Annotated in this window: 16 protein-coding genes; all 16 read right to left on the reverse strand. The window is 71.9% G+C overall.

Annotated features, from left to right (window positions below; all coding sequences use genetic code 11):
* A partial coding sequence (locus IZR01_RS37915; RefSeq protein ID WP_228561064.1) for an NAD-dependent malic enzyme occupies nt 1-1,701 on the reverse strand: 1,701 nt, incomplete at its 3' end.
* Between the two features lie 135 nt (nt 1,702-1,836).
* Entirely contained in the window at nt 1,837-2,379 is a 543-nt protein-coding gene (locus IZR01_RS37920) for a CGNR zinc finger domain-containing protein (RefSeq protein WP_194894356.1), read from the reverse strand.
* A gap of 133 nt (nt 2,380-2,512) precedes the next feature.
* Nucleotides 2,513-2,848 (reverse strand): iron-sulfur cluster assembly accessory protein, encoded by a 336-nt coding sequence (locus IZR01_RS37925; RefSeq protein ID WP_228554587.1) that lies wholly within the window; start codon nt 2,846-2,848, stop codon nt 2,513-2,515.
* A 127-nt stretch (nt 2,849-2,975) separates the two neighbouring features.
* Complete coding sequence (locus IZR01_RS37930) at nt 2,976-4,499, reverse strand: FAD-dependent oxidoreductase (protein ID WP_194894357.1); 1,524 nt, start codon at nt 4,497-4,499, stop codon at nt 2,976-2,978.
* 205 nt (nt 4,500-4,704) lie between these two features.
* A complete protein-coding gene (locus IZR01_RS37935) occupies nt 4,705-4,863 on the reverse strand; it encodes a hypothetical protein (protein WP_194926674.1) in 159 nt (52 codons plus the stop codon).
* A 96-nt stretch (nt 4,864-4,959) separates the two neighbouring features.
* The gene (locus IZR01_RS51440; protein ID WP_228561063.1) at nt 4,960-6,900 is read right to left on the reverse strand and encodes an eCIS core domain-containing protein; all 1,941 of its coding nucleotides are present in this window, start codon (nt 6,898-6,900) and stop codon (nt 4,960-4,962) included.
* 115 nt (nt 6,901-7,015) lie between these two features.
* Nucleotides 7,016-9,118: an ATP-binding protein gene (locus IZR01_RS53725; protein ID WP_194926675.1), complete on the reverse strand. Its 2,103-nt coding sequence runs from the start codon at nt 9,116-9,118 to the stop codon at nt 7,016-7,018.
* Nucleotides 9,115-9,783, reverse strand: coding sequence for a Pvc16 family protein (locus IZR01_RS37950; protein ID WP_194894359.1), 669 nt, complete (start codon nt 9,781-9,783; stop codon nt 9,115-9,117). The genes IZR01_RS53725 and IZR01_RS37950 overlap by 4 nt, the downstream gene beginning before the upstream one ends.
* Before the next feature lie 161 nt (nt 9,784-9,944).
* Nucleotides 9,945-10,571, reverse strand: coding sequence for a helix-turn-helix transcriptional regulator (locus IZR01_RS53730; RefSeq protein WP_212019294.1), 627 nt, complete (start codon nt 10,569-10,571; stop codon nt 9,945-9,947).
* A gap of 270 nt (nt 10,572-10,841) precedes the next feature.
* Nucleotides 10,842-12,317 (reverse strand): NADase-type glycan-binding domain-containing protein, encoded by a 1,476-nt coding sequence (locus tag IZR01_RS37960; RefSeq protein ID WP_194926676.1) that lies wholly within the window; start codon nt 12,315-12,317, stop codon nt 10,842-10,844.
* 19 nt (nt 12,318-12,336) lie between these two features.
* Nucleotides 12,337-12,876 carry a phage tail protein gene (locus tag IZR01_RS37965; RefSeq protein ID WP_194894362.1) on the reverse strand — a complete coding sequence of 180 codons (540 nt, stop codon included), beginning with the start codon at nt 12,874-12,876 and terminating at the stop codon, nt 12,337-12,339.
* Nucleotides 12,873-14,843: a putative baseplate assembly protein gene (locus IZR01_RS37970; protein WP_194894363.1), complete on the reverse strand. Its 1,971-nt coding sequence runs from the start codon at nt 14,841-14,843 to the stop codon at nt 12,873-12,875. The genes IZR01_RS37965 and IZR01_RS37970 overlap by 4 nt, the downstream gene beginning before the upstream one ends.
* 1 nt (nt 14,844) lies before the next feature.
* Entirely contained in the window at nt 14,845-15,276 is a 432-nt protein-coding gene (locus IZR01_RS37975; RefSeq protein WP_194894364.1) for a GPW/gp25 family protein, read from the reverse strand.
* 86 nt (nt 15,277-15,362) lie between these two features.
* Nucleotides 15,363-17,324 carry a VgrG-related protein gene (locus IZR01_RS37980; protein ID WP_194894365.1) on the reverse strand — a complete coding sequence of 654 codons (1,962 nt, stop codon included), beginning with the start codon at nt 17,322-17,324 and terminating at the stop codon, nt 15,363-15,365.
* 4 nt (nt 17,325-17,328) lie between these two features.
* Entirely contained in the window at nt 17,329-18,042 is a 714-nt protein-coding gene (locus IZR01_RS37985; protein ID WP_194894366.1) for a CIS tube protein, read from the reverse strand.
* A gap of 6 nt (nt 18,043-18,048) precedes the next feature.
* Nucleotides 18,049-18,483, reverse strand: coding sequence for a phage tail protein (locus IZR01_RS37990; RefSeq protein ID WP_194894367.1), 435 nt, complete (start codon nt 18,481-18,483; stop codon nt 18,049-18,051).
* Nucleotides 18,484-18,540 lie beyond the last annotated feature (57 nt).

Raw genomic sequence — 18,540 nt, forward strand, 5'->3', positions numbered from 1 at the left:
ACGAGCCCAGGCACGGGCACAGCATCCGCCAGCGCACGGGACAGCGAGAGCTCCAAGTGCGCCTCTGCGGCCCGCAGCGCGGCCACCCGCCCGGCCGAGCGCCGACCGATCACCAGCCACGCCGCCCTCGGCCGCGACCCGGGCCACCGCGACGGCGACCGCGACCGAGGTCTCGCGCAGTTCCGGGACCGGCGGCAGGATCGGGGCGCCCGGCGTGCTCGCGTCCACGCGTTCGGCGACCGCGCCGGCCGCCGCGGCCAGCATGGCGTCGGTGATCCGGGTGGCGCGCGCCACGATGGCGCCCAGGCCCAGGCCGGGGAAGACCAGGGCGTTGTTGGCCTGGGCGATCTGGTAGCCGGTGCCGTCCCGCTCGACCGGGTCGAAGGGGCTGCCGGTGGCGATCAGCGCGCGGCCCTCGGTCCAGTCCAGCAGGTCGGCCGGGGTGGCCTCGGCCAGGTCGGTCGGGTTGGACATCGGCAGGATGAGCGGCCGGTCGGTGTGCGCGGCCATGGCGCGCACCACCTGTTCGGTGAAGGCGCCGCCGCGTCCCGAGGTGCCGATCAGGATGGTCGGCTGGACCTGGTCGACGACCTCGGCCAGGGTCACGCCGCCCTGGTCGGCCTCGTGGGCCCAGCCCTTGGTCTCGGCGGCCGGGCGCGCGTAGCGGACCTGGAAGTCGCGCAGCGTGTCCTGATCGTCGGTCAGCAGGCCGTAGCGGTCCACGCACCAGATGCGCGCCGTGGCCTCGGCCTGCGACAGGCCATCGGCGACCAGCGCGGCCTGGAGGTCGTCGGCGATGCCCACGCCCGCGCTGCCCGCGCCGAAGACCACGACGCGGTGCTCGCGCAGCGGGCGGCCGCTGGCCGCGACCCCGGCCAGGACCGCGGCGAGGGTGACCGCGCCGGTGCCCTGGATATCGTCGTTGAAGGTGAAGACGCGGTCGCGGTAACGGTCCAGGATCCGGTGCGCGTTCGCGGTCCCGAAGTCCTCCCAGTGCAGCAGCGCGTTCGGGAACAGATGGCTCGCGGTCTGGACGTAGGCGTCGATGAACGCGTCATACGCTTCGCGGTCCACGCGCTTGTGCCGGTTGCCCAGGTACCCGGGATCATCCAGCAGGTCCTGACGGTCGGTGCCGACGTCCAGCATCACCGGCAGCACCCGCGCCGGATCGATGCCGCCGGCCGCGGTGTAGACGACGAGCTTGCCGACCGCGATGTCGATGCCGCCGACGCCCCAGTCCCCGATGCCCAGGATCGCCTCCCCGTCGGTGGCCACGATCAGGTCCACGTCCTCGGGCCCGAGCCCGGCCGCGCACAGCGAGCGCTCGATGTCCCCCGGCTCGTCCACCGACAGGTACACCCCATGCGGCCTGCGGTACTCGGCGTTGTAGTGCTGGATCGCGGTCCCGACGGTCGGCGTGTAGACGATCGGCAGGATCTCGGCCAGGTGCTCGGTGACCAGCCGGTAGAACAACACCTCGTTCCGGTCCCGCAGGCTGGCCAGCGAGACGTACTTCTCCAGCGCGGTCGGCTGGGAGCGGAACTGCTCATAGACCCGCGCGGCCTGCTGATCCTGTGTGACGACGGCCTGCGGCAGCAGCCCGACCAGCCCGAGCGCCTGCCGCTCGGCGAGGGTGAAGGCGGTACCGCGGTTCAGCCGCGGGTCGGTCAGCACAGCGCGGCCACGACCGGTGGTCGCCAGGCGGGCGGGTCGGGAGGCGGGTGTGGTGCTGGCGCCAGTGCTAGTGCCGGGGTGGTTGGTCACGGGTCCAGGATCGGCCAGGGCGGGGGTGGAGTGCAACGTCTTGGGTTTGGGCAATTGGTTAACAATCACCGTTTAACAATCACCGCGCTTGCGAGCCCGATAAGCAGCGACGTTCGCCCGCGTGGCACACCGGTCCGAGCAATACCGTCGCGAACTGTTCGTCGTGGTGTCCACGAACACCGCCCGGCAGGGCAGCGCGTCGCACAGCCCCAGCCGCTCCGGCCCGCGCTCGGCGATCGTGTACGCCAGGCCGAACGCGGCGCCCGTCACGTACGACCGCGCCGGCCCCTGCGGCTCGTCGCTCAGGTGCAGGTGCCAGCCGGTGGTGTGGTCGCTGATCGAGGCTGAGACCGGGAAGTCGCAGAGCAGCTTGTTCAGCGCGTCGGTGGCCCGTTCGACCCGGCCGGTGGCCGCGAGTTCGAAGACGCGCCGCAGGCGGGGGCGGGCCTCGCGCAGTTCCGGCAGGCCCGCCTCGGCCACGGTGTGGGACACGCGCCAGCCGTCGGGCAGCAGGCGGCAGACGTCGTCGCCGCATTGCAGGTAATCCTGGCCCGTGCCGTGGTCGTCGGTGTTCACCAGGGCCACTGCGCGGTCGGCATAGGTGAGGAGCTTCATGGGTGCCCGTTGCCCAGGAAGCGGTGGTCGAATCAATACCGACGAATCGGGTGATTTCCGATAATGAGCGACCGGCAGGCCTGGCCCGAACCCGAGCCCGGACCTGAGCCCGAGCGCGAGCCGGGCCCGAGCGCTAAATCCCCGGCCCCACCACGAACTTGACGCTCCCGTCGGTGTCCACCGTCGCGTCCAGCTCCCGTCCGTCCAGCACGTGGGCGGCGGTCGACTCCAGGAAGATCCGGGCCGGGCCGGACTCCACCACCTCGTCGCCGACGTCGGGACCGGTGGCCAGGGACGCCGAGAACTGGTCCTGGTTGCCGTTCAGGCTCGGGTCGGCCGCGACGATGCGCAGCCCGGCGGTGTCGGGTGGGAGTTCGGAGCGGGAAGTCAGGACCTGAATGGCCGCCGCGGCCCGATCGGTGAGAGACAGCACGACATCCTCCAGGTGATGACGCTGGGGTGGCTCCATGGATCCATGGGTTCCCCCTTGGTTACCCGATCGCGTGCAGTCAAACGTCGCGGATCGGTGCGGGCCCGCGCGGGCGGGCGGAACGAGGGCCGAGCGGACGGGCCCAGCGGGCCGGGCTCAGTGCCGATCACTCGGCGGCGGCCAAGGCCAGATAGGCGCGCGCCGGAGCCAACGGCGCGACCGCCGGCCCCTGCAACAGGGCGCCGTCGGTGGCGAAACGCGAGCCGTGGCAGGGGCACTCCCAGGTCTTCTCCGCGTCGTTGAACCCGACGGTGCACCCCCGGTGCGGGCACAGCGCCGACACCAGGTGCAGCAGCCCGCTGGCGTCCCGGTAGGCGGCGCAGTGCTCGCCGCCGACGTCCACCACGGCGCCGTCCCCGGGCCGGATCGCGTCCAGCGCGTCCCGCTCGTCGGGCTCGACCCGGTGCCGCACGACCGAGCGGGCCGGGCCGTTCCAGTCGTCCTGGTCGTGTCCGTTCTTCTCCAGCCGCTCCGGTGCGAACGGGGCGGCCCACTCCGGAGGCCGCGCCCCGCGGATCCCGGCGGTGATGAGCCGGCCGGCCAGCGCGGCGTTGGTGGCGTCCCAGCCGCCGAAGCCGGTCGCGATCCACAACCGCCTCTGCTCCCCCGAGGCCCGCCCGATCACCGGCAGCCGGTCGTCGGTCTCATAGTCCTGAGCCGACCACCGGAACTCCACGCGCTCCAACCCCACATTCGCGGCGGCCCACGAGCTCAGCCGCCGGAAGCGCTCCTGCACACTGCCGGCGCCCGCCTCGTAGCCCTCCCCCGCGACGACGACCATCCGCCGCCGGTCGTCAAGCGGCGCGCTCCGGATCGTGGCCGCCGGCTCCCCGACCGCCGCGTACATCCCCTCCGGCGCCCGCTCGGCCGGCACCGGCCCGGCCAGCAGCAGCTCGCGCCGAGGCCGCAGCGAGCGCCGCAGCACGGAGTCCGCCACGATCGGGAACCCGGTGGCGACCACCACCTGCTCGGCGGCGACCGACGCCCCGGTCTCGGTCATGACGACGCAGGGTTCTCCTTCGTCGACGGTGACCACCCGACTGTGTTCGTACACTGCCGACCCGCGCCGCACCAGGTCCTCGGCCAGCGCCGTCAGCAGCTTGCGCGGGTGGAACTGGAGCTGGTCCACGAGGTGCAGCGCGCCGGCGACGGTGAACGACAGCCCGGCGGCGGCGCCGTAGACCGCGGGGATGTCGGCCTGGAGCGCGGCGGCCCACTCCTGGTGCAGCTGCGGCAGGGACTGCTCGTCGGCCGCGTAGACGTAGGCCGGACGCCGCTCCAGTTCGCAGTCGGCGCCGAGCCGGTCGGCGACTTCGGCGATGCGCTCGACCGCCTGCTTCTGGGCCTGGGCATAGCAGCGTGCCGCTTCAGCTCCGGCGGCGTGGGCGATCCGGCTGTAGGCCAGCGCCTGGATCACCGAGGCCTGACCGGCCGCGCCGCCCTTGGCCGCCTCGGCGATCCGCCCGGCCTCCAGGACGGCGACCCGGCGGCCGGTCCGCGCCAGCTCCCAGGCCGTCCACAACCCGGCGGCCCCGCCGCCGACGACCGCGACGTCGGCTCTGCCCCGGCCGTCCAACCTCGGGTAGCCGATCACGCCGTTGTTGTACGTCCAGTAAGCCTCGTCGGTCATGGACGCCGGGTAACCGACCTGACGAGCTTGAAACCCCGTTCACCCACATAGCGGCCAAAGGGGTATCGCCGCATTCCTGCTCGGCCGCCCGGCGGCCCGCATACTTCTCGCCCGGTCTCCGCCCGGCGGCCGCCGCCGCGGTAAGCGGGCGGGGACCGGGCGATGACCGGGCGGGAGCCGGGCGAAGGGCCGAGCGAAAGACCGATCAGCGCTTACGCAGAGTGTCGACGCTGACCGCCATGAGCAGGAGCGTGATGATGACCAGCATGCCGTTGCCGGCCTGGATGGCACCGACCATCAAGAGGCCACCGGCGATGAAAACCATTAGCATGAGGCCCGAAGGGCGTCCCTTTGAGGCTGCCACGGCGGCCTCCTTCCGGTCGAGACCGACAGGCGCACATCCTGTCGACTACGACCCTAACCGCGTGGCCGCGAACGCACTGTTCGAATGCCCCCGGGCTCAGGATGAGGCAAGCCTGTCCTTAATCTTCGCCAGGGCCTTGTCAGCCGGCATCTTCCGCAGCTCTTCCGGCTTCAGTCTCAGGGCCTTGACCAACTCTTCGGCCACAGCCTGGTTGGCCGGGTACTTGGCGGCCGTCAGGGCTTCGTACAGGGCGTTCGCGGCCTGGATCCGCGAGCTGTCGGACTTGGGCTGCCAGACCTTGAGGGCTTCGAAGTAGATCTTCCAGTTCTTCTCGCTGTGGTCGTCGGCCTCCTTGAGCCGCTTGAGGCTGGCGCGGTACTTGTTGAAGAACTTCCAGCTCAGCACCCCGGTGGTGATCGCCGCCACGGCCGCCGCGATCGCCACGCCGGCGATGGGAACCGCACCGGCGGTGAGGCCCAGGACCGCGGCCACGATCGCCAGGACGCCGACCGGGACGCCCAAGAACCCGGCCGCACTCGCCAAGATGCTGCGGATCTTCTTGCGCTTGCTCTTCTGCTCCCCGAGGTCCCGGGCCGCGTGCAGACCCGCCAACTCGCGGCACTCCTCGATGTTCGCATCGAGCGAGGCCTTGGCCACGTGGTACTGGGCGTTGTGGGTTTCCAGCACCTTGTCGTGGCGGGCCTTGTCCACAGCCGAGGAAGTATTCTGGCTTCCCAGCTGCTGGTGGGCGCTCAGCAGTGCCTTGTGGTTCTCCTCAAGCCTGACTTCCAGCTTCAGGAACTCCTCGAGCAGGTTGTCCTTCGCGGGCAGCTTCACCTTCTTGAGGTCCCGCTCCTGCTTGCCCGAGTGGACCGCGTCGACGGCGCCTTTGATGGCTCCGTACAAGCCGGTGAAGATCCCCGCGGCGCCACCCGCGGCGGCCGGAGCCATCGCCCCGGTGATGGTGCCGACACCGCCGGCGATCCCGCCGCCGGCCGCCGAGGCGTTCGAGGCCGTCGCGGCCATCGCCTTCTCGAACTGCCTGCGGGCGTCGCGCTTCTCCTCCTCGGAGCCGTTGCGGACATGGATCCAGGCCCCGGCGGCGGTGCACACCGTGATCACCGACATGGCCAGGTCCGGGATCGCCGCCACGCCGCCGGCGACCCCGGCCGCGCCGATCCCGATCTCCTTACCGGGGGCGGCCGGCACGGTGCCGCCGGTGGCCAGACCACCGGCCACGTAGTCCGCGGTGGCCGGGACGGCCGCGCCCGCGACGTCCGCACCGTGCTTCACTGCCGCCTTGCCCCGCTCCAGCAGACCGGTGGCACCGGCGCGCTGGATCTGGTCGGCGGCGGCCGGGCTGCCGGGGCTGCTCGGGATCGCAGCACGCTGCACAGGGCCCTCGGCCCCGGCACCGGCCTGCGCGTTCGCCGACTCCGCGGCCACCGGCCGGCTCAGCACGCGCGTGGCGTTGGCCTCGGCCGCCCGCTCGAAGCGGTCCGAGGGATCGGAGACCTTCAGACCGGAACCGTTGTCGGCCCCGGCGACCGGGCCTTGGCGCTGCTGGATGACGTGCGTGAGCTCGTGCGCGAGGGTGTGCTTGTCGCCGCCGCCGTCGCCGATGACGACGTGGTTCCCGGAGGTGTAGGCGCGCGCCCCGATCTCGGCGGCCGAGCGCTGCGCGGCGCCGCCGGTGTGCAGCCGCACGTCGGAGAAGTCGGCGCCCAGCCGGCTCTCCATCTCGGCGCGCATCGGCGCGGCCAGCGGACTGCCCGGGGCCGACAGGACGGACTGGACCGAGGAGCGTTGCACCGGGGCATCGCCGCCGCCGTGGCCGCAGCCGGGGCCGTGCTCGTGGCTCTCCTGGGAGTGCGCATCGCCGGCCTCGGCCAGCAACTGCACCACCGCGGCGTTCCCGACACTGCGCTGCAAGGACAGCAGGCCGGTCGGGTCGGTGGACGGTGCCGCGGCGGAACGGGCCGGAGCCGACCGCGTGCTGCTCGCTTTACCGGCCTTAGCAGTGTCCTGATCGCGCATGCGATGCTCCATCCGGGAAAGGTGCTTCAGTTCTCAGTATGCTCACACCAACACGCTGGTCGGCGGTTCGTCACGACAGACGTTGAGGTTCACGGACCGGGCACCGCCGGGCCGCTCAGATTTCCAACCGCACCAGGTCCTCCTCGGACAGCCGGCCCATCTTGCGGTACTCGCGCCGGGCCCCGGTGAGCAGATCCTCGGCGCTCACCGCACGTCCACCGGCCGCGGCCAGATAGGCGGCCGTGGTGGCGGCCGCGCGGATCGCGCCCCCGGCGAGTTCGAAGCGGTCGGCGACCGGATCGACGGCCGAGCCGTCGACGACGTCGGGATCCAGCGGGACCGGACCGGCCAGGCAGCGCTGCCACAGCGCCTTGCGCAGCGCGGCGTCCGGGAACGGGAAGTCGACGATCAGGTCGAAGCGGCGGGTGAAGGCGTCGTCGATGTTGGCGCGCAGGTTGGTGGTGAGCAGGGCGACGCCGTTGAAGGATTCCAGGCGCTGCAACAGATACGCGCTCTCCATGTTGGCGTAGCGGTCGTGCGCGTCCTTGGTCTCCGAGCGCTTGCCGAAGACCGCGTCGGCCTCGTCGAACAGGATGACGGCGTCGACCCGATCCGCCTCGGCGAACAGGCGCTCCAGGTTCTTCTCGGTCTCCCCGACGTACTTGTCCACCAGCGCGCTGAGTTCGACCACGTACAGATCCAGCCCGAGCTCCCCGGCGACCACCTCGGCGGCCAGCGTCTTGCCGGTCCCGGACTCCCCCGCGAACAGCGCGGCCACCCCCCGGCCACGGCCGCCGCCGGTGCGCAGACCCCAGGCGCCCAGGACGCGGTCCCGGTTGCGGACCCGGTCCACAAGCTCCCGCAGCCGCGAGCCCTCCTGCTCGGGCAGGACCAGATCGGGCCAGCCGACCGCCGGCTCGACGTGCCGCACGCCCGGACCCATGCCGCGCGCGTTCTCCTGCCGCGCGGCCCGGCGGATGTGGGACTCGTCGGGCTGTCGTCCTTCCAGCGCGGCCAGTGCGCGCGCCGTTTCGGAAGCGCGGGCGATGCCGGTCGCGGTGAGGCGGAACGGCGCGACGGTCGCCTCCAGATCGGTGCCGGGCGCGAGCGGGCCGAGCTCGGCGCGCCAGCGTCCGATCCACTCCGGCGAGCCGCCGGCGGGTGATTCGACGTCGACGACCAGCGGCCGCACCGGCCAGGCCCCGGATTCGCGGCGGACCTCGCCGACCAGCAGGACCGGAACCCGGTCGGTGCAGAACGGGCCCGGGTCGATGGGCTCGGGCAGGAAGACGACCAGGCCGGCGCGCCGCAGCCGGGCCTCGCGGATCAGGGCCGGCACGATCTGGTCGGCGCGGGTCAGGAGCTGGTCGGTCAGGGTGATGCGGAGGGCCGGGCGGCCGGCGGCGGCGAACAGCGCCAAGGCCACGGCATCGGCGCTGCCCTTGCGATGCTCGCGGAGCTGGACGAGGGTCGGTCCGGCGCGAAGGAGATCGACGAGGCCGGGGCGGCGCTCGATCTCGGCGAGAGTGGCACTGTCCGGCTGTGCACTGTCCAACCCGGCGGACCCAAGCGGGGGCTCGGCTCGCGGCACCGGAGCATCAATAGCCTGAATCAACCCGTGCAGCACATCATCCGGCGTATCGTCGCCGAGCAGATGCGCCACCACCCGATCCGGCACCCGTAGCCCGCGCGAGAGCAGCGGCCGATCGGCGTCCTCCAACTCCAAGAGCCCGCCGTCGGCCAGCGGCGCCCCGGCCCCGAACCGGGCGCGCGCCGCCGGGTCCCACGCCTCGTAGCCGCACAGGTCCAGTGCCAGCCCGACCGTCGCGCGCCGGCGCGTCACGTCATCGTTCAGATACCCGTAGCAGGACTCGAAGACCCGGTCCAGATCCGGCGCCAGTGCCAGGACCAGAACCGCCGCGTCGAATCCGGTCAGCCCGAAGGTCTCGGCCAGCTCAGCCAGCCGCGGCCACTGGTCGGCCGAGGCCAGCCCTCGCCCGCGGACCGGGTCGGCGGCCAGCAGCCAGCCGACGTGGTCCGCCGACAGGCGCAGGCCGCGCAGCGGGTCCTCGGCGTTCGGGTCGGTGGCCGAGCGGGCGTCGATCAGGGCCCGTACTTGCTCCAGGAGGAGGTCCAGGCAGCGTCGGGCGGCCGCGGCGTCGGCCGGGAGGTCGGCTTGGGCATCGGCTCGGCCATCGGCTGGGACGTCGCCACTCACCGTTCGGTCTTCCCGCGCTCGACCGTGCGCTCGCGCTTGCCGTCCTCGATCTTGCCGTACCGGCGCAGCCGCAGCGGCGCCTCGGCCTCCGGCTCGTCGAGGCGGTGGCTGCGGATACCGGCGCCCTCGGTGACCGCGGGCCCGACCGGGTACTCCGGTCCCACCGGGTAGGGGGCGGTGATCACCAGGTCCAGCGAGGGCTTCAGGTCGCCGCCGAGGGCGGACCAGATGTCGGCGATGGAGCGTGATTCCTGCGGCGGGGCGGCCGGCGTCATCGGCACTTGCAGGCCGAGCGAGGACAGGAGACCGGGCCCCTCGGGGATGGGCAGGAAGTCCTGCCCGAGCAGACAGCCGAGCACCACGGCCAGCAGCCGGTGCTCGTCCTCGGCCCGCTTGGTCCAGGCGGTCACCAGATAGGACAGCCGGAAGTAGCGCGGAGGCTGGCGGCGGCGCACGACGATGCCCTGCTCGTCCCGGACCGCCACCACACCGCGCTCGCGGCGGGCCAGGTCCTCGCGGATGTCATAGAGATACGCGTCGACCGTGGGCGTGTTGCGGCGCGCGGCCCAGTCCCGGGTGGGGGCGTCGAAGGCGATCTCCACGCCTTTGTCCGGCAGGGAGGATCGCAGCAGGCCGCGAAGTGCCTCGTCGATTTCGGGGATCAAGCTCGGTTCTCTTCCAGTCCACTGGCGGGGCCCATATTTCGCCAGTTCATCCTCGCCGCCCAGCCGCGGCGCCGACCAGGTGCGCGGGGACGGCGTGCGGGGCAGGGCCCGATGTCCGCACGGGCAGCGGCGGCCGCCCTCAGGTCCAGCACGGGTCGCACTCAGGTCCAGCGCAGGTAGCCCTCGCGGGCGGCATGGGCGACCACGTGGGCCCGGTTGCGCAGTTCCAGCCGGGTCATCACATCGTGCAGCACGCCCTTTATGGTGCGCTCGGAGTAGCAGAGCTTGGCCGCTATCTCCTTGGTCTCCATACCCTCGGAGACCAGGCGGATGACGTCGACCTCGCGGCTGGACAAGCCCATCGGCAGCGGCTCGGTGCCGGCGCCGCGCGCCCGGCGGGCCCGGCCGACCTCGCCGAGCAGGCCGCCGAGCAGATCGGCGGGCAGGTCGCCGGCGCCCCGGTCGACCAGCTGGACCGCGCGCACCAGGCGCTCGCCGGTCGCCTCACGGCGCCAGACCACCGCGGTCACGCCGAGCTCGACCACCTCCAGCAGCTGCGCCTTGTTCATCCGGCTCACCACCAGCACGGTGTAGGCGGGTTTCGGCGCCGCCGCGGGGCCGGCGGCCAGCAGCTCGCTGGCGTCGTCGGCGCACATCACGATCAGCGGGTCGCGGCCCGGACCGTCCTGGGCCAACAGTTCGATCTCGGGGCGGTGCTCCAGCAGGTTCACGATGCCGGCGCGCAGCACCGGATCGGCGGCTTGCACCACAGTCTGGACACGTCGCACTGGACGTCCCCCCTCACACCCTCGCCGGTCCACGCCTCGCCGAAACCGGGGCGGCCTCGCTGCCGCCATCAGGTAGAACATCACGGCAGCACCCGGGAAACCAACACGCCTCAACGGGAAGGCACCGGAACGCACAGGTGAATGTCCACACCTTGACGCCAAACGACCAGGCAGGGATGGTGCGAGCGAAAAGCTTACGGAGTGCTGAGGATTATGAGGTTGACGGTAACCGGGCCGGGCCCACAAGCCCCGCCCGGTTACCGGCAGATGTCAGTGGCGTGAATAGAACTCCAGCTCGGTGATGGCGGTCTCGGTCTGGTTCGCCTTCGTCGGGTCCGCACCGGTCGGGTCGTAGGAGGAGGTGATGGTCAGCACCACCTGCCGGATGTCGTCGCCGCGCAGCTGGAGCTTCTGGAAGCCGGCCTGGTCGTCGAGTGTGAAGGTCTTCTTGACCGGATTCCCCTTGCCCGGCAACGGGATGAGCAGGGCGTCGACGGTCTCCGGCGCGCCCTGCGCCCCGAAGGTGTCGGTCGCCGTGCCGGCCCCCGGCGTGATCCCCATGTCCAGCAGGTTGGTCGGCTGGCTGAAAGTCACGGTGATGCTCACGCCGTTGCTGTTCTGCGGCGAGAACCCGCTGCCCCACCAGGTGTCGGAGTAGGTGTCGTGCAGCAGCTTGGCCGGGTGGTTCCGGTCCTGGTTCGAGCTGGCGACGGTCCAGTTCGAGATCTCGTTGGGCTTGGAGAAGTGGTCCTGCACGTTCGTGGAGACCGGCTTGTACTCCTGGACCACCACGACGATCACCACGATCAGCACCACGCCCCACACCACCGGGCGGATCGCCTGGCCCGGACCTCGGCGCAGCCGGGGCCGCTGGCCGGCGAACGGCAGCGGCCGGTTACGCCAGAAGAAGATCAGGCGCCGCCACCACGACGGCCGCTTGGCCTCCACCGGCGCGTAGGCCAGGCGCTGGCCGCACTTGCGGCAGAAGTGGCGCTCGGGCGGGTTGCGGGTGGCGCACCACTGGCACTGGATGCCGGCGTCGAGTTCGGCCAGTCCCTCGGACCGGTTGCGCTGCGGGGCGATGGGGTCGGGCACGCCGGGCAGCACCGGGGCGATGCCGGTCGGCGCCGACTGGTCGGCGACCGGGACCAGCAGGGCCCGGGCCCGTTCGGCGTTCTCGGCTTCGGCCCGGCGCGCCGCGGCCCGCTCGGTTTCGGCCCGCTCGGCTTCGATCCGCTCGGATTCGGCCCACTTGGCCGCGGCCCGCTCGGCCGCGTCGCGCTCGGAATCGGCGCGCCCGGACCGGTCCAGCGGCACCGTGCCGGAGACGTCGGCGGACTGCGAGTCCGATCCGGCGGCGGCCGACGCGATCGGCACCGGTGCGATCGATTCCGGCGCGGCGGCCGCGATCCGGTCGGCGAAGGACACGACCTGGTGCTCCAGCGTGTCCTTCGGCCCGGCGGTGGCGACCGAGCTCGGGCTGTCGCTGAAGTTGTGGCCCTGGCTGTGGCCCTGGCTCGCGACGGGCCCGGCAGCCGAGTTCGAGCCGGTGGCCGCGCCCACGGCCGAGCCCCCGGCGGCACCACCGGACACCGGCACATCGGCGTCCGACTCCTGGAACGCCGCCGGAGCGGCCGAGGCCGGCTTGGCCCGGCTCAACGCCGCACCACAGCTCTCGCAGAACGCCTCCCGCTGCTCCCGCGCACCGCAGTCGGGGCAAATCAGCTCACTGTATTCGGTGGACATCGGAGCGAAACGCTACCTTTCAGGATTTCTCGACGATGACGGAATACGGGACGTGCGCCGGCCGCACCGAGGCCACCAGCGCCCGCAGCCGGTCCAGATCGACCGCGCGGGCCTGCTTGGCGGTGAGCCGCACCTCCAGCCGCGGCTGGGCGTCCCCGGGCAGCGGCCCGAGCGGGCGCGCCGACCAGGACATGCCCCCGCTCTCGGTGATCTCCGGCTCGATGCCGAAGCCGAGCCGGACCGCCTCGGCCAGGCCGTGCAGGGTACCCCGGTGCCGGTGCATCGCGGCCGCTCCCGCGACGGCCGCGCGCAGGGACTCGTCGGACTCGTCCCCGGACAGCTCCGCGCCCACCCAGCTGCCCAGCCAGGCCACGAAGTCCGACGGCGCGAGCTCGGGCCGCAGGTAGGCGGCGAGGTTGTCGAGCACCGAGAGCAGCGGGGAGAACAAGTCGTCCAGCCCGCCGACGAACCGCTGCGCGAAATCGTCGTCGGCATAGACGCTGGGCAGCTGCTCGCCGAGCGGGAAGGGGCTGTTGAGCCCGTCGACCGCGCCCCTCATCCGCCGACCACCTTCACCCGGTGGTCGTAGGAGAACACCAGCGCCGAGGGGTCCAGTTCGATCCGCTCGGCGGCGTCGCCGCGCTTGCCGGTCAGCGGGTCGGCCGGGTGCAGCCGGACCTCGTCGACCATCTCCACCCCCGGCACCCGCTGCAACACCGCGTACAGCTCACCGGAGTGCACGGCGCGGCCGAACGGCCAGCCCCCGCCGGTCGGGCCGCCGGTCAGCGGGTCGAGGTAGGAATACAGGGCGTTGACGGCGCCGGTGCGGACCAGGTCGGTCTCGGCCCCGCGGAACGCGTGCAGCGTCACCGCGGCGGTGACGCCCTGGTAGTACGGCGGGCCGACGGCCAGCCGGGTGCCGATCGGCCGGCGCTCGTCCAGGTAGGCGGCGATCCGGCTGAGCAGTTCGTCGCCCGGGACCAGCTGCTCGAAGCGCAGCACGCCGCCGACGTCCGGCACCGCCTGCGGCACGACCAGCAGCCGCACCGCGCCGAGCCCGACCTCCTTGCCGCCGATCTTGGTCTGCTCGTCGACCGGCAGGCAGTGGATGCGCGCCGCTTCCGGAGCCGCGCGCCGGGTGAGCTCTTCGTAATCCCGGACCGTCACCGCGCGGTCCTGGGCCCGCAGCGAGATCGGCGCCCGCACCTTCGCCTCGGCCACCGACTCCCCGTCCACTCCCCCGCGCGCCGCTTCACGGTTCTCCACCCGCGACACGTACGGGATCGAGGTTCGCAGCACGCTGAGAGCACCGCGCGCCACGTTCCCGGACCGGCCGCCGCCGATCCGGTAGCCGGCGGCCCGGATCCGCACGCCCTTGAGCGGGACCATGCCGTACTGCCGGACGCCGCCGTCGGGCTGGCGCAGCGCCGGGCCGAAGGCGAGCTCGCCGGTCACCGGGTCCAGCTGGAAGTGCCGGTCCTGCGGGCTGGAGCCGGCGAAGGTGTCGACCAGCTGCCAGGGCTCCCAGCCCTCGCCCTCGGAGGTCTCCAGCTGGAGCATCGGGTCGTCGACCGCGACCGGGGTCCGGGAGAGCCGGAACCGCTGGCCGGCCACGCCGGAGGACTCGCCGATCTCCTCGTCGTGGACGGTCTCGGCGTGCACGGCGCGCACCGTGCCGCCCATCGTCCGGGCCGTCGCCGAGCGCAGCGTCGGGCTGACCGCGTAGAACGGCTGCGCCGGCCGCGGTTCCAGGACCCGGCAGCGCAGCCACGCCGCCTCGACCCCGGCCAGCCGGGAGACGATGTGCCGGGACGGGATGTGCAGCGCCACGTCGCCGGGCCGGTTCAGACCGCCGGTGTCGTCGGAGTCCACCTCGCACGGCAGCCAGCCGTCCGCCGACCAGGCCTCCCAGATGAGCGGCGGCTGGCGCGGGTCCACGCCGACACCGTCGACCCGGCTGCTCAGCCGCAGCACCGCGACGCAGGAGGGCACCGGCGCGGACAGGCCGAAGTACAGCGCGTCCCCGGGAGCCGGGACCGGGGAGAAGGCCGCCACGTCCTTGCCGTCCATGACGTCCACCGTGCGGTCGGTGGGACTGGCGCCGTTGTTCTGCACCACGACCGCGGTCAGCGCACACGGCACGATCCGCAGCTGCTCGGCGGTGCTGAAGACCAGCGCCTCCTCGGACTCGGTGCGCAGCGTGGCGATCTCCGAGCCGGGCGGTACCAGAACCGTGTTCGGCTGTGGCGCGGACAGCCGGAAGGTGACGTCGGCGCGCGCCGGGGCCGGCGGGAACCGGTTGATGCCCAACAGGTCCAGGAACGCCAGGTAGTTCTTGTCCGGGACCCGGTTCAGCCGGTAGACCAGCTGGTCGGCCATGTAGGCCACGGCCTCGATGAGCGTCACGCCCGGGTCGGACACGTTGTGGTCGGTCCATTCCGGGCACCGCTGCTGGACGTACCGCTTGGCGTCGTCCACGAACTGCTGGAACCGGCGGTCGTCGAGGTTCGGCGAGGGCAAAGCCATGTCAGGCTGCTTCCGTATCTGTCGCGGACCCTGGTCCGTCGTGGTCGGGGATGACGTAGAAGGGGAAGACCAGGGACCGCGGGTTGTTGGTGCCGCGCAGTTGGTAGTGCACGTCGATGTACAGCACGGTGGGGCGGTCGGGGTCCACGGTGACCTCCACGCTGGTCACCGAGATACGCGGCTCCCACCGGTCCAGGCTGGAGCGCACCTCGTGCTGGATGCGGCCCACGGTCTTGTCGTTGACCGGGGCGAACACCAGGTCGTGCACGGCGCAGCCGAACTCCGGCCGCATCGGCCGCTCCCCCGGCGCGGTGGCCAGCACCAGGCGCATGGCCTCCTCGATCTCCTGGTCGTGGGAGACCAGGCCGATCCGGCCGCCGGCGTCCACGCGCATCGGGAAGCCCCAGCCGGAGCCGACGAATCGCTCACCCATGACGGATCAGCCCCCTGACGCCGGCATCCGGCCTGCGCGCGGCCGGGCCCGGCACGATCAGGTCCCGCATGATCAGACCCCTCATCTCACACCGCCAGAATCTGCTGGCCGTCCAGCGTGCCCTCGCCGACGATGGCGACGTTGCCGGTCAGCGTGATCTCGGCGGCCTCCACCGACAGCGAGGCCCCGGCGAAGTTGATCTCGGCGGACTCCACGGTGGTCGCCGCGGCCGCCAGGTTCAGCTCCGCGGCCTTGAGCGACATGGCGGCCCCGGCCGTCACGCTGACCTCCGCGGCGCCCTCGATGTTCACCGTGCCCTCGGCGGTCAAGGTGATGGTGGCCGCGCCGGCCCGGATCGTGACGCCGCCGTCCGGGGCGCTGCTCTCGATGAGGATCGGGCCGGCGGAGTTGCTGACGGTGGTCTTGTGCTCCATCTTGTCCAGGTGGACGAGCTGCTTCTCGTCGTCGGTCAGGAGCTTGACCCCGGCCTTCATGGAGTACTCGTCGTCGAGCAGTTCCAGCCGGTTGCCGCGCCGGGAGGACACGGCCAGCACGTTCGGGATGCCGTCCTTGGAGACCAGGTCGTCGTCGGTGAACCGGGTGGGCTTGTTCACCCCGTTGTACAGGCCGCCGATGACGTAGGGGTGGTCGAAGTCGCCGCGGTCGAAGGTGACCAGCACCTCGTCGTTGACGGCGTAGCCGATGAAGCCGCCGGCGCCCGGGGAGCCGGCCGGGATGTGGCCGCCGGCCCCGCCGGCACCCGCGATGCCGCCGTGCGCGCTCACCCCGCCGTGCTGCACCGTGCGGGCCCAGTCGCTGACGTAGTCGTCGTCGAGCCACGGGAAGCGCAGCTTGACCCGGCCCATCTGCAGCGGGTCGTGGATGTCGGTGACGACCCCGCTCACCACGCCGCTCATCCGGTGCCCGGTGCCGCCCGGCCCGCCGGCGCCGCCGGAGGCCAGGCCGTACAGCGAGCGGAACTGGCGGCCGGTCATCGACACCCAGGTCTCGTAGGTGCCGTGTTCGAACAGGTGCCGGACGCCGGTGACGGTGTAGGCGCCGTCGAAGGGCGTCCCGGCCTTGGACAACGTGACGGCCTTGTCCGGCAGCAGCTGCGGCGTGCCCCGGACCGCGACTTCGAGCTCGGCGAAGGACGAGGTGACGTCGGTGGCCAGCGACTTGGCAGCGGCGTCGGTCTCGGTCTGGCTGGTGTACGGGGTGCCGGTCTCGACCAGGGTGCCGGCCCCGAACGGCGTGGAGACCTGCGCCGGGCTCAGACCGGCCAGCACATCAGGGTTCTGGGCGGCCTGGGCCCGGCCCACCACGGTCTGCTTGGCGACCATGTTCCAGCCCCGGGAGCTGACCGCGGAGACCTGGTCGGCGGCGGTGAAGCCGGAGCGGCAGCGCAGGGTGTTGGCACCGAACTCCAGCACGTACGGGCTCTTGTCGGCGCTCACCCCGGTCAGCGGCACCGCCTTGACCGGCGCGCGGAACTGCAACTTGCCCATGTTGTCGAAGTACACGACCTTGCCGTAGCGCTCGGCCAGGCCCTGGACGAAGGTCCAGTCGTCGAGGTTGGGCTGGGAGATCTGCGAGTCCGGGGACGGCGGCACGGTGGACTCGATGGTGCCGGTGGCCACCCCGTGCTCACCGGCGATCTTGCGGACGATGTCCGAGGCGGACATGTTCTTGTAGACCGCGACCCGCCGCTTGCGCAGCAGCTTGAAGGCGTGGTCCATGCCGCGGATCACGGTGTAGAACTCACCGCCCGAGTAGTCCGCCTCGACCCCGGTCACCTGCCCGGTGATCAGCGGCTGGTCCTCGCCGATCAGCCCGGCCACCGCGAACACCGTCACCGGCGCGCCGATCTTCAGCTGCGCGTTGTTGGACATCAGCAGCCGGGTCTTGTCCCGGAACGCGATGTGGAACGTCGAGGGCACGTTGAGGCTGGACTCCACCCAGCAGGAGTCCAGCGAGGCCTTCAGCAGCCGGGGCAGCGCGCCGCCGATCTCGACCTTGGGAACCGAGGAGAAGGAACCGAACGTCACCGGATCACCGCCGGACCTGGTCGGGCGCCGGGATCAGCAGCTCGGCGCCGGGCGACAGGCGCATCGGATCGTCGATCTCGTTGGCCTCGGCGATGGTCCGCCACGCGGTCGCGTCCCCGTACTCCGACCAGGCCATCGACTGCAGCGTGTCGCCGGAGCGCACCCGGTGCGAACGGTGCGCGGACAGCGCGCCGGAGGTCGGGTTCTGGCCCAGGGTGAGCGAGGGGATCTGGGTGATGGTCAGGTCGCAGGAGGCGCGCAGCGGGACGCCGGAGGGGTCGAAGTAGGTGTAGTTGGCGGAGATGTTCTGCACGTAGGCGTTGAAGCTGACGGTGGAGAAGCTGCCCCACTGGAAGAACACCCACGGCGTGGAGGGCTGGAAAGCGGCGATCGACTCGTCGGTCACCTCACAGCACTTCAGCAACGCCTCGACGTCGTCCTGCACCTTGGTGCCGGCCGGGGTCATCGAGGAGTCGAGGAAGAGCTGGAAGGACAGGGTGTAGGGGTCGGCGCCGCCGAAAGTGGGGATGCTGACGTACTTGAACAGCGGCAGCGGCGTGCTGCTCCAGTTCGCGCTCTTGGCCAGCGTCAGCGTCTCGGGGTTGAACTGGAAGTTGATCTCCCGCATCGTCCCGCCGGGCTCCAGCGCCGGGCCGATCGGCGGTTCCTTGATGGTGAGGGAGGCCTTGACGAGGCTGACTCCGGGCGAGGTGGCCATGGTGGATCACGCTCCCGATTCGGTGAAGCCGTGGTGGGCGATGACCAGCCGCTCGGTGGCCACGGTGTTGCTGCTCGGGTCCAGCGTCGGCCCGCTCCAGCTGACCGGCAGCACGTCCAGCAGGCCCCACTGCACGACCATCGTCCCGTCAGCGCGCAGCGCCGCGATCTGCGCGGTCGGGCGCTGGATCCCGGTGGCGATGGAGGAGATCCACGCCGCGATCTTGCTACTGTCCGGGGTGAGCGGCCGGGTCAAGGTGATGTTGCCGTGGCTGACCCGGCCGGGCAGGAACGTGGTGTAGCCGTTGTTCCCGCCCTCCTTGTGCTGGTAGACCTCCACCTCGGCGGACAGGCCCTCGCACTGGTTGAACAGGCCCAGGTCCTGACCGTCGATGGTCAGCTTGAAGAACAGGCTGGACCCTGGGTCCGTGGGGGTGGTCATGTCGTTCGTCAGTCCTCTTCGTCATACGGGTGGTGCGGGCCGCGCGGGGGGCAGGGG

The sequence above is a fragment of the Catenulispora pinisilvae genome, assembly GCF_015356865.1.
Taxonomy (GTDB): domain Bacteria; phylum Actinomycetota; class Actinomycetes; order Streptomycetales; family Catenulisporaceae; genus Catenulispora; species Catenulispora pinisilvae.

Excerpts from the sequence above, each read along its gene's own strand:
- IZR01_RS51440 (WP_228561063.1), bottom strand. The coding sequence starts at position 6,900 with ATGCGCGATCAGGACACTGCTAAGGCCGGTAAAGCGAGCAGCACGCGG.
- IZR01_RS37930 (WP_194894357.1), bottom strand. The coding sequence starts at position 4,499 with ATGACCGACGAGGCTTACTGGACGTACAACAACGGCGTGATCGGCTAC.
- IZR01_RS37970 (WP_194894363.1), bottom strand. The coding sequence starts at position 14,843 with ATGGCTTTGCCCTCGCCGAACCTCGACGACCGCCGGTTCCAGCAGTTC.
- IZR01_RS37965 (WP_194894362.1), bottom strand. The coding sequence starts at position 12,876 with ATGAGGGGCGCGGTCGACGGGCTCAACAGCCCCTTCCCGCTCGGCGAG.
- IZR01_RS37920 (WP_194894356.1), bottom strand. The coding sequence starts at position 2,379 with ATGAAGCTCCTCACCTATGCCGACCGCGCAGTGGCCCTGGTGAACACC.
- IZR01_RS37960 (WP_194926676.1), bottom strand. The coding sequence starts at position 12,317 with ATGTCCACCGAATACAGTGAGCTGATTTGCCCCGACTGCGGTGCGCGG.
- IZR01_RS37985 (WP_194894366.1), bottom strand. The coding sequence starts at position 18,042 with ATGGCCACCTCGCCCGGAGTCAGCCTCGTCAAGGCCTCCCTCACCATC.
- IZR01_RS37925 (WP_228554587.1), bottom strand. The coding sequence starts at position 2,848 with ATGGAGCCACCCCAGCGTCATCACCTGGAGGATGTCGTGCTGTCTCTC.
- IZR01_RS37990 (WP_194894367.1), bottom strand. The coding sequence starts at position 18,483 with ATGACCACCCCCACGGACCCAGGGTCCAGCCTGTTCTTCAAGCTGACC.
- IZR01_RS37975 (WP_194894364.1), bottom strand. The coding sequence starts at position 15,276 with ATGGGTGAGCGATTCGTCGGCTCCGGCTGGGGCTTCCCGATGCGCGTG.